This window comes from Paenibacillus sp. LjRoot56 (assembly GCF_964253335.1).
GTDB lineage: Bacteria > Bacillota > Bacilli > Paenibacillales > NBRC-103111 > Paenibacillus_E > Paenibacillus_E allorhizoplanae.
In genome coordinates, this window is sequence record NZ_CAXURV020000008.1 from 113,240 (window position 1) to 125,098 (window position 11,859).

An 11,859-nucleotide genomic window follows, 5' to 3' on the forward strand; every position below is an offset into this window, starting at 1 on the left:
GAGATAGCGAACATGCTGGGCGCAAACAAAATAGCCCTAGCCTGTTATGACAGGCTAGGGCTATTTTGTTACTTCTCTTCACACCAACACTATTCGTCTTGGCTGCGATTATTCCTGTATCAATAATCGGTAAAGGACTACAGCCGTCTCAGCTCTCGTTGTATGATCGAGTGGATGAATCTTCCCGTTGTTTCCTTCAATAATATGGGATTTCACAAGAGAAGAAACACTGTCAATGGCATATGACGAAATATCATTACTATCCTGGAATACAGTCAAATCCGATTTTGCACCTTTGGCTGTATCGCGTTTCGCTGCAGCCATCGCTCTATTCAGCATAACTATCATATCTTGCCTTGTAATGGAAGCATTCGGGTTAAAATGACTCCCATCTATGCCAGTGGTAATGCCTAACTTTTTGGCGATGCTGACCGCTTCATAATAATAATCGTCAGAGTTAACATCATCAAAGCTGGAATCCGCTTGGGCCGTTAATTCAAGTGCGCGTACAAGCAGCAGAATGAAGTCTGCCCTTGTAATATCCTCTTGCGGAGCAAATGCTGTCTCTGTTGTGCCTTGAATAATGCCTTTGGATGCAAGGAGTTCGACCTGCTTTTTAGCCCAAGCATAATCATTAAGATCATCGAAGGACTTATTCACGTAAGCAATTGCATAATAGCTGAAATGGATCGTTTTAAAGATCATTTCACCTGTTGCTTTATTAAATTTGGCATTCGGAACAGGCACGATGCTGCCGGATGGATCCAGATACCAGACAACTAAATGATCTGCATTGTTCATTTCTTCTGCTGTAGGCGTGTATTTGATAGCTACCTGTACCGGAGCATCCGCATTACGCCATGGAATAACTTTACCATTCAAAGTGGCAATTAATTCAAGAATTGGTCTTGCTCCGATTTCTGATTGTTTGCCGTTACCAGCTGCATCACGATCAACAAGGGTCATACTTACTACAATGTTGTCATTCTCATTGAACGCGCCTTCGGTAAACATCTGACTCGATAAAGTCATGGTGCCTATTGGACTACGAATTTCAAATTGTCGATTAGCATGATTACTCGATATGAACGCAGATGGTATCTCGATGCTATACCCTTTAACATCATCCGCTTTGTCCAATTCGATTGTCATTTTTTTGGTGCCTTTTGCGTCAACCCTTGCGGCATCCAACGCTTTACTCAACGTCTCTTTCGAAACTTTACCCACAGCAATTTTATTAATTAAACTAGTCGGAACAACAAGTCGGCCCTGATTGTTTGGCGTTGTGGCCGCCCCTGTAGTTACTGGGGTTTCTGGTGTAGGGTCTGAATGAGTTTCATTTGATTTTACAACCGTGACAGAAGCTGTTATCACATGTCCTTTATACGCAGCTGTAATCAAGGTTTGACCAGGTCGCTTTCCGTACACTTTGCCGGCAGCAGTCACAATGGCTACAGAAGGATCAGAGCTTTTGAAGACAGCTTGGTCCGTAACAATTTGTTTGCTTGTCAGATCGCCATATCCATATACCGTTAATGGCATACCCTGCAAACCTCCATACACGATTCCCGTTACAGAGTTGCTTGTATCTGGAATGGCACCGCCATATACCGCTTGGCTTACAGTTTGAGTCATTGGACTTAAAACAAGAGCCGATACAACGGTTGAGAGGGTACTATTCGTTTCAAGCGTGTAGCTTCTTTTATCCATTTGAAGCTTCTTGATCGACCTATCTGCCCAAATACTGTCAAACTGATAAATACTTAAAGAGTTGACGTTCACTTCCCCATTTTCAGCATAAAGCTCAAGGCCCTTACTGTTCGAATCAGGGAATATTTGATCTGTGAAAACTTTTCTCCCATCATTTGCAAACACTTCAAGGGTATCCTCATCTACGAAGATATGAAGTTTAATTTTGTTATTTTCCGGAATAAGAGGAGCTTCTTGTCGGACAGGGACAATATCACTTACATCAGGCCCTCCAGAATGTGTACGGTCCACAAACACTTTTTGAGTTGACGTGTCATACCCGATAACTGTCTCCTGAGAGTTGGACTTACGAACTTTGAATCCAAATTCTGATGCATCCTGAATACCGAATTCCGCGACAATTTCCATTGTACTTCCATATACGGCTTGCAACACATTATTATCCTGCCCAACTTGGAAATTGGTCCAATGCAGAACCGGCTTTCTTAATTCTTCCAACTGCTGAATCGGCTGCTGAATCAGACGGATTCCATTCGTTGTCGTCTTAAGCTCAACCGTACGCGGAATGCTCATTGCCCCCCGCCAAGTACTTGTAGGCGTATTGCTCGCATATCTCCAGTTACTCATCCAGCCGAGCCATACGGGTCTTTCTAGCTCATCTCGAATATGGCTCCATGTTACTGCTGCATAGAAATCTGAACCATAGTCAATCCAATTGGATTGATCAGCAGTTGGCCGTTCATCAGGTGTAAAGGTTTTGCCATCGAACGTGCCGACAAAATACATCATACCTGATCCTTTGCCAGGAGGCTCTGGGTCAACATCTCTTCTGTTTCCGTTACCATCGCCGGTACTAATGATCATAACCCATTTCTTCTTGGTTGGATCTCCATCGACGGGTAATTCGATCAAATCAGGACATTCATAAATGCCGAAATGTGAGCCAAGACCGTCAGAACCAAATGAGTTTTCATAAGTCCATTCTTTTAAGTTGGGCGATGAATAAAACTCGATGTGATGACCTACCGCTAATAACATGATCCATTTGGAAGTAGCCTCATGCCAGAATACTTTAGGATCCCTAAAATCCGGTGCAGTTCCTTTAGGTTCCCTTAAATCCGCTGCAGCTTCCGGTAAGAGGACAGGATTTCCTGTATATTTCGTCCAAGTTCTGCCATTATCCTTGCTGTAAGCTATACTCTGCACCTGCTTCGGTCCATTTTGCGTATAGAACGCTACCAGACCGGAGCCTTCTTCATTAAAAAATCCGGATGAGTTATGCGCATCTACTACAGCGCCGCCTGAGAATATGGCACCATGTTCATCAGGCGCTATTGCCGGTGGTAGTTCTTTCCAATGGGTAAGATCTGTACTTACCGCATGCCCCCAATGCATCTTATCGAAAGCAGGGGATGTGGAAGAAGGAGTATACTGGTAAAACAGATGGTATTCTCCATTATAATAGACCATACCGTTTGGATCATTCATCCAATTTTTTTCAGGTGTGTAATGGAACTGTGGTCTGTATGGTTCTGAATAGTTTTCACGCGGAATACTCAATTGAAAATCATCTACATTGATATAACCAAAAGCGCCTGAGGTCTTATTGTCCACGACTTTAAAATATACTTCTTCCCCTAGGTAAGCTGAAGCATCCCATGTAACATCCTGAAATATGTCTGAGTCCGATCCCGTGGCTCTAAACAGTTCCATATGATCAGAAGCTCTGACTAGGGCTACATGCAGCTGATCAGAATCCTTACCTCCAGCGACCAAGAAGCTCAGAATACCAGTCCCTGTCAATTGGAATACTTTGGATGACAATGTACCTGTCAAGGCAGGGTTACTCGCTTTATTCCCGTTCACATAATACGTTCCATAGTTTCCATTCCCAGGTATATTTGAGACAGAATCTGCGAATGCATCACCTTCCAGTGTCCACCCAGACAAATCACCAGTTTCAAAATCAGAATTTTCCAATTGTGAAACTGCATTCACCGTTACAAAGCGATCCAGGTTGAGATGTCCAAATCCAGCAGTTGTTTGGTCCACAATCCGGAAATAGAGTTCTTCCCCTGCATACGGGGTAGCGTCAAAAACATGCTCTGAATATTGCTCATCACTCATACCTGTAGATGTGTAAAGAATCTCGCCTGTTCGATCCCTTACAAGCGCAACATATAAGTTGTCAATATCCGAACCACCGCCCATCAGGAAAGTTAATCTTCCCGATGTAGGGATATTCTTATCGCCCAAAGCGATGAAATGGCTGGATTCCATAATTCCCTTTCTGCCGTCTCCACCGCCTTGAAACCCCCAGAGATGATACAGTCCACTGTGCTTAAATGGCTTTGTTCCCCAGAATTTATCCTGCGTAGTAATCGTATTATCGAATGCGTTACCCTCAACGACCTTCCAACCACGTAGGTCTCCGCTTTCAAAATCGCCATTCATAACTTCATGAGACACATAATAGTTGAAATCATCGACATTGAGATGACCTGTCGCCATATTGTCGACAATGGTGAAATAAAGCTCTTCGTTTATAAATTTCGAAGCGTCCCAAATAACGGTTTGATAACTGTTAGTGTTCTGCGCTGCTGCTCTAAACAATTCTTTATTGTCGGATGCTCGAACTAATGACACATAAAGATGGTCAACGTCTATATCTCCGCTAATTTTAAAATTAACAGTCCCTGTCCCTGCCAGCCTGAATGTGTTGGATGTTAAAGTGCCTGTCGCTTCGTTATGTCCAACAACATGATAATTGCGCTGTTGCCTGTAGGCAATTCCCGAAGAATCAGTGTCCTGATCAGAAACTGAAAAAGCGTCGCCAACTACTGTCCATCCAGATAAATCTCCTTTTTCAAAATCTTCATTATTCATCATATAAGAAGGAGAACCTGTATTGCGAACATGGAAATCGTCGACATTCAAATGTCCTATTAGGCTATTGTCCATCACTTTCAAAAACACCTTTTGCCCTAAGTAGGCTTTGGCATCCCAAACGATCCGTCGAAGAGATTCAGGGTTTAACTCACCATTTGCCGGTGTCTCACTGTATAGGATTGAATTGTCTTCCGCGTTTACTAACGCAACATATAGGTTACTCGGATCATGATTACCGCTTAACATAAAATTAATTTCACCGTTGCCGCCAAGTTTAAAGACTGACGATTGGAGAGAGCCTGTTCTTGCATCCGCATTACCCGAACCAGCTCCAGCTAAGCCTTGGATATAGTAATTGCCTATTTGGTTGATTGGGTCTTCACCCGACATTGTCTCAGCGGAAACGGTTCCTGTAAAAGCATCACCAGTAGCTTGCCAGCCCTCTAAAGTCCCTGTTTCGAAGCCTGGATTCAAGATATCAGTCGGATCGTTGTTGAATACATGAATATCGTCAAGGTTAACATGCTGCCACCCGCCGCCAGGCACGCTATCCACTACTTTCAGATATACTTCCTCACCTATAAATGCAGAAGCATCCCACACAACACGATCATACCCCTCAGAGCCTGCATGTGCAGTATGCGTGGATTTGATCAGTTCTTTCCCATCAGACGCACGAACAAGCGCAACATACTCCGTTTGGGGGAAATTACCTCCGCCTAGCATGAAATTAATTTCACCATTACCGCCAAGCACAAACGTGCTTGATTGGATAGTGCCCTCCTTCCAATCATCGCCCCAGAAGTGGTACTCACCGACTTTATTTATCGGGTCAGGATGCCAGTAATTTACTTCAGAAGTGACTCGACCAGGTGCCTCAGCGCTCGTAACAGTCCAACCCGTCAAGTCTCCCGATTCGAAGTCAGGATTCACAATGTCATGTGGCAGATTATAAACATGGATATCGTCAAGATTCACGTGTTGCCATCCACCGGCTGCTATCTGGTCCACAAGCATTAAATAAACTTGCTCGCCTAGGTAAGCCGACGCATCCCAAGTCACTCTTGCATACGCCTCCGAATCTGCAAATTGTGTATTATTTGCTCTCATTAGTTCCGTATTGTCAGAAGCACGCATTAAAGCAACATACTGCGTATCGAGATTTCCGCCACCCATCATGAAATTAATCTCGCCAGTTCCACCAAGGACAAACACACTGGATTTGATAGAGCCTTGCTTCATGTCATCGCCCCAAAAATGGAACTGACCTGTCTTATTAATTGGGTTTTCATGCCAATAATTTACGGTTGGCGAAACTTGACCAGGCGCTTCTCCGGATACGACGGTCCATCCAGTTAAGTCGCCCGATTCGAAGTCTGGGTTTACAACGTTATGAATTGTATTAACTACACGGAAATCATCAACATTGATGTGTCCTTGACCCAGATCAACAACTTTCAAGTAGACCACTTCGCCAAGATGAGCGGAAGCATCCCAAATCACTCTTTTCATGGATTCAAGACCATCACCAAGAGAAGAACCGGTTGCTCTATATAATTCTGTATCGTCAGACTCTCTGACTAGAGCAACATAAGTATGATCCAGATCATTCGTTCCGCCGATAAGAAAGTTTACTTCGCCTGTTCCTTCCAGCTTGAATGAGGAAGACTGCAGAGAACCTGACTTTGCTTCTGCACTTCCGGCATCACCGGTCAAGCCCCATACAAAGTACTTTCCTTTTTGATAATAAGAGGTTTGATCCTCACCATAAGCTACCGAGTTTGAGACTGAGAAAGCATCGCCCTCAGCGTTCCAACCATTCAAGTCTCCCGTTTCGAAGCTTGGATTGTCAATACTATTCGTTACATTGTATACATGGAAATCGTCCACATTAATGTGCTGACTTGTGCTATTGTCCACAACTTCAATATAGAGATCTTCCCCTTTGTAATCTTGAGCTTGCCAATTCACTCGTACATATCGCTCAAATTGATCCGGCAATGCGAACCCCGCACTTTTAAACAAGATTGTATGATCAGAGGCGCGAACGAGAGAGACATACAAATTGTCGATATCATTGCCTCCGCCAACCAAGAAGTTAACCTCACCATTCCCAGAAAGCCTGAACGTACTAGATTTCAACGTACCTGTTCTTGAATCTGAGATATTTTTGCTGCTATCGCTTGGGTCTATTGTCTCTGGATTCCATCCCCATGCATGATAAGTCTCGTTCTGTTTAAAAGGATGGTCTCCCCAAAAATTCTGGATAGATGAGGGCAGATCGCTAAATGCATTCCCGGTTGTCATCCAACCTGATAGATCGCCAGCTTCAAAATCAGGATTTTCAATTGTGACAGGATGTTGTAAAGCATTCGCGGCTGTTGATATTCCACTAAAAGCAACAACATTAGAAAATAACATAAAACTAGCTAAACCTAACGCAACATTACTTTTTAACTTTCGGGCGCTAATCGCCATTTCTGTAACCCCTTTCATAAAACCCCTAAATGAGTAGATATTTGTTTTTTCCTCGTCTTCATCATACATTCGATAAAAACTAAAAATAATAGAGAATTCTCTTGCAAGTGTTGAAATTTTTCTACTGAACAAAAAAGCCCTGGCCTGTTATGAAGAATCAGGCTAGGGCTATATATTTACTTCTATTCTATGACTGGCAGCCAAATATTGACGGTAGTTCCTTTCCCGAATTCACTCTCGAAATGCAGCCCATACGGCTCGCCAAAATGGAGCTTGATTCTTTGATCCACATTTTGCACGCCGATACCACTACCTTTCGCAGACGTACGATCTTTATGGTATATGTTTTGGATCTCCTCGGGAGACATTCCAATTCCATTATCGATGACCTGAAGAAGAATACGATCCCCCTTACGTATACCAGTTATTTGAATATTACCTTTCCCTGCATTATTTCTTATTCCGTGATAAATGGCATTTTCTACTAGAGGCTGTAAAATAATCTTGATCAGCTTACAAGAAAGAATACTCTTATCCACATTGATTTCAAAATCCAATTTAGATTTGTACCGCATTTTCTGGATCGTCAAATAATTCTTAATATGCTCGATTTCGTTAAAAATAGAAAGGAATTCTTGTCCTTTACTAATGCTTAAACGGAATAACTTTGCTAAGGAAGCTGTCATAAGGATAACCTCTTTCGACTTTCCAGTCTCTGCCATCCATATAATTGAATCCAACGTATTATAAAGAAAATGAGGATTAATTTGAGCTTGTAATACCTGCAACTCGCTCTTTCTTTTTAACTCCTGTTCCTTCACATTTTGCAGCATCAATTCTTTGATCTCTGTCGTCATTCGATTAAATCGATTACTTAAGTGCCCGATTTCATTGGAGCTTTGAATATCAACCTGAATGTCGAAATTTCCCTTCTCTACCTCTTTCATCGAACTTTCAAGATGTTTAATGGGCCTTGAAATACGTAAGGAAAGAATAATAGAGAGCAAAACTACGATGATAAGAAATCCTATACCTCCAAAAAAAGTATACATTTGCAACTCATTCTTATTGGAGACTAATTCGTCCACATAAGTGACTCCGACAATTTTCCATCCGGTGCTTTGCGATGTTTTAATCGTGTACATCCGGCTATTTTTACCTTCTGAAGTCACAAAGCTGCTGCCAGGAGTACGCATAACTTCAGAGATCAATTCAATTTTCTGATTGTTGTTAATCATTTGCTGCTCAGGGTGATAAACAATGTTTCCATTTGCGTCCACAATGAAAACATATCCCCTATTTCCAAGTTTAATCTTATTGCAAATATCGTTGATGACACTATAGTTCAAGTCTACAAGCAGAACGCCAAGCTTTTCATTCCCGACATCACTACTCAGTTCACGACTTAAGGATATCACTGAATTATAGTCGTTAAGAATCATATTTTGTACATGTGAAGAAGAAATTACGACTTTCCCTTTCGCTTCAATTGCCTTCTTATACCAGCTTTGCACCGTTGGATTCACTTGTGGATTTAGTTTAATATTTTCATTGTAAGGGATAATCTCCCCATTTGTACCAAATATAAGAATCGACGAAATATCCTTTCTTGTATTCAACACAGTATTCAATTGGAAGGATATTTTCTGTTTCAAGTCTTCCTTACCAATTGCACCAAGATATACTTGCTTCAAAAGGTACTCTTTAATATCATAATTGGAAAGAACCATTCGCGAAATATTGTCCATATAATTGATGTAACTATCTATATTCGAGCTTACTTGTCCCATAAGCTGATAGGTATAATCCCGTGAATTTTTTTTCACTGCATCTGTGGAAAGGTGATAAGACATCCATGCAATCACCGTAATTGTGACCACAATTAAGCATGAAAAAGCGACAGCAATGGTTGACTGGATACTTTTGAAATGAAAAAAGTGCTTGATTCGATTTCTTACCATTTTTACGCCCCTTTACACCATTCTGCGATATACAGTCGGGGTCATACCCGTCGCTTTTTTGAAAATTAAATTGAAATAATGGGGGTCAACATAGCCTATACGATTTGCGATTTCATAAGTCTTCAAATCCGTACATTTAAGTAATTCTTTCGCCTTTTCTACACGAATCCGAGTAAGATAACTTATGAATGTTTCTCCAGTATGGTTTTTAAAAATAAGACTAAAGTAACTTGTGCTTAGAACCAGATACTTACAAACCATATCCATGGAAATTTTCGCATCCGCATAATTTTCCTTTATATATTCTTCAGCCTTTAAAGCTTGCATCTTACAAAAGTTGTTTCTTGTTTCGAGGATGGAACCTGTGGTTTGCAAACAATAATTTTTCAGCCAATCTTCAACTTCATCAAGTGTTTTTAACCCGTAAATTTCGGTCAATGGATTGGAAGATGTGCTATGAAGTGTTTCCCGAATCTCAAGCTCATCCAAAACATCCAAAATCGAGACGATTATTTGCTGTATGTGAATATAGCAACGATCCATTGGCAGATAAGATTCCTTAAGGTTTTCAATAATTTTCTCAATGATCAATTCTATCTCTTGCTGAGTTCCTGACTTTAAGGTAGTATCGAGCTTCCTTTCCCAATGTTTATCGTAAGGAGTGCTCTCACCTCTTCCCCCTTCAATATCGCCGAAATGTATAATCCGATTCTTTCCAAGAAAAAAGCGATAATCAAGTGCAAATGAAGCCCTTTTATGGGAATGATGAATTTTATTTAGAGAAGAGCAAATATCTCCCACACCAATAGACACTGTAAACTTCAGATAATCTCGTACCGATAGGTTGATCTCTTCGAAGATTTGCAGTGCTTCTTCACGGAGCGTTTCCATATTATCGCCAAAGAGGATTACAATTGTTTTTTCATTATTGTTTTGGAACACGAGTCCGTTCTTTTTTCTTGTAATAATTTCTCCACTAATGTTACACACTGCAAAATAAAGCAGTTCACTCTCGCTTTCGGGATAAAATCTTTGCAGTTCCCCATGATCATCTACATCAATCACTGCGACTAAATAATGGCTTCCCGGTAAATCAATATCCAAATAGGCAAGCTTATCTTCAAGCTTGCTTTCACGTAGTTCTCCTGTAACCAACTGATTCAAGAACCGCTCTCTAACGAGAGGCAAACTCTCTCTTAGCTGCTGCTTAAGCTTGCTTAAATCCTCCACTTTACGATTCTCATCATCAAGATCCGCCTTTACTTTGGAGAGGATTTGACATAATTCATCAGCTGTATTCGGCTTTAAGATATAATCATGTACCTTCAGCTTCAATGCTTGCTGAGCATATTCAAATTCATCGTAACCCGTAAGAATAATAATTTTTGTCTGCGGATAATGTTCATAGAGATAGCGTGACACTTCTAAACCATCCATCAACGGCATGTTAATATCCGTTAAAACCACATCAGGTTGAATCTGTTCAAGGGCCTGGAGCACCTCACGACCATTTTCAAAGTCGCCAACCACTTCAAATCCCAACTCATTCCAGTTTAAACTATCTCGTATTCCTTCCCTAACGTTATCTTCATCATCCGCAATGATAATCTTATACATACATTTCACCACTATGCTTTCGAATTTGATAAAGAATATTACCAACCTTTGTAGGTTTCCACATTATCTTGAGTAATCAAGTCAACAGGAATTTTAATTAACGATTCTACCTTTTCACCTTTTAGAACTTTAAAGCCTTCATCCATTGCCAATTTAATCATTTCAAACGGATACTGTGCTGAGGTTGCAACGAAGCTTTTCTTTTCTTTAAGCGCACTAACGGCATCTGGCGCTCCATCTACACCAACAATAAACATTTCTTTGTCCCGACCTGCTTGTTCAACAGCAATTTTAGCACCAACTCCAGAAGGATCATTCGTTGCAAATACAACGTCAATCTTTCCTTTTCCTTTGACTTGTAAAATGGTTTCCATCAATGTAACCGATGTTTCACGGTTGCCAAACCCATTCTGTTTAGCAACTACCCTAATTCCTGGAGTCGCTTTAATTGCTTCTTCAAATCCATTGATACGATCCGTTACAGCAGATACAGGAGGACCATCAATGACAACAACATTTCCTTTTCCATTTAAACGCTTAACAATATATTCCCCTGCTAATTTTCCGGCAAGGAAGTTATCTGAGGTTACAACCGTGTTCACACCTCCATCTGCACCTACGTCAACTGCAATGACGGGGATACCCGCCGCTCTAGCTTGGCTAACAGCACCCGCTATACCTTTGGAATCTACAGCATTTAGAAGAATTACACTTACTTTTTTTGTAATAAAATCTTCTATTTGAGCTGTTTGCTTAGCCAAATCACCTTCTGCACTTACTATAATTACATCAGCACCATGCAGCATAGCACCTGCTGTAGCACCTTTGGACATTGCGACGAAGAATGGATTACTTAAATTTTGTAAAGTAAATCCTACCACTACTTCTTGCTCTTTTTTTGCCGGTACTGCTTTTTCTGTTACTAAAGGTGAAAACGTTTCTTCAGATGTTTCTGAAGGTTCCGTTATTTTACTTGAAGAGCATGCGGTAAGTGTAACCCAAGCAACGGCAATTAATATAAACGATACTACTTTAATACTTTTCATATTAGACTATCCCCTATAATCATTTACCTTCAATTGAAACCTGCCAGTTAAAAAAATAATAAAGGACGATGCTGAGTTTTCTAAGACTCTGATTGAGAAAAACTTCTATCGAAGTACTTCGTAAACAAAACCCCCTTCATCCGTAAGGGGGTTCTTGC

4 protein-coding genes are annotated in these 11,859 nt (G+C 41.0%); all 4 read right to left on the reverse strand.

The genetic code is table 11. The features are described 5' to 3' along the window. Positions 1-108 precede the first annotated feature (108 nt). The 4 genes from ACSQ8O_RS35990 to ACSQ8O_RS36005 all read right to left on the reverse strand — a co-directional run bounded on the left by ACSQ8O_RS35990 (position 109) and on the right by ACSQ8O_RS36005 (position 11,701). Complete coding sequence (locus ACSQ8O_RS35990) at positions 109-7,095, reverse strand: GH32 C-terminal domain-containing protein (RefSeq protein ID WP_436245647.1); 6,987 nt, start codon at positions 7,093-7,095, stop codon at positions 109-111. Between the two features lie 164 nt (positions 7,096-7,259). Further along, positions 7,260-9,038 (reverse strand): sensor histidine kinase, encoded by a 1,779-nt coding sequence (locus ACSQ8O_RS35995; protein ID WP_436245648.1) that lies wholly within the window; start codon positions 9,036-9,038, stop codon positions 7,260-7,262. Between the two features lie 12 nt (positions 9,039-9,050). Further along, positions 9,051-10,655 carry a response regulator gene (locus ACSQ8O_RS36000; protein ID WP_436245649.1) on the reverse strand — a complete coding sequence of 535 codons (1,605 nt, stop codon included), beginning with the start codon at positions 10,653-10,655 and terminating at the stop codon, positions 9,051-9,053. A 38-nt stretch (positions 10,656-10,693) separates the two neighbouring features. After that, a complete protein-coding gene (locus tag ACSQ8O_RS36005) occupies positions 10,694-11,701 on the reverse strand; it encodes a substrate-binding domain-containing protein (RefSeq protein ID WP_436245650.1) in 1,008 nt (335 codons plus the stop codon). Positions 11,702-11,859: the final 158 nt, after the last annotated feature.

Coding starts and splice junctions, on each gene's coding strand:
- ACSQ8O_RS36005 (WP_436245650.1), bottom strand. CDS start 11,701: ATGAAAAGTATTAAAGTAGTATCGTTTATATTAATTGCCGTTGCTTGG.
- ACSQ8O_RS35995 (WP_436245648.1), bottom strand. CDS start 9,038: ATGGTAAGAAATCGAATCAAGCACTTTTTTCATTTCAAAAGTATCCAG.
- ACSQ8O_RS36000 (WP_436245649.1), bottom strand. CDS start 10,655: ATGTATAAGATTATCATTGCGGATGATGAAGATAACGTTAGGGAAGGA.
- ACSQ8O_RS35990 (WP_436245647.1), bottom strand. CDS start 7,095: ATGAAAGGGGTTACAGAAATGGCGATTAGCGCCCGAAAGTTAAAAAGT.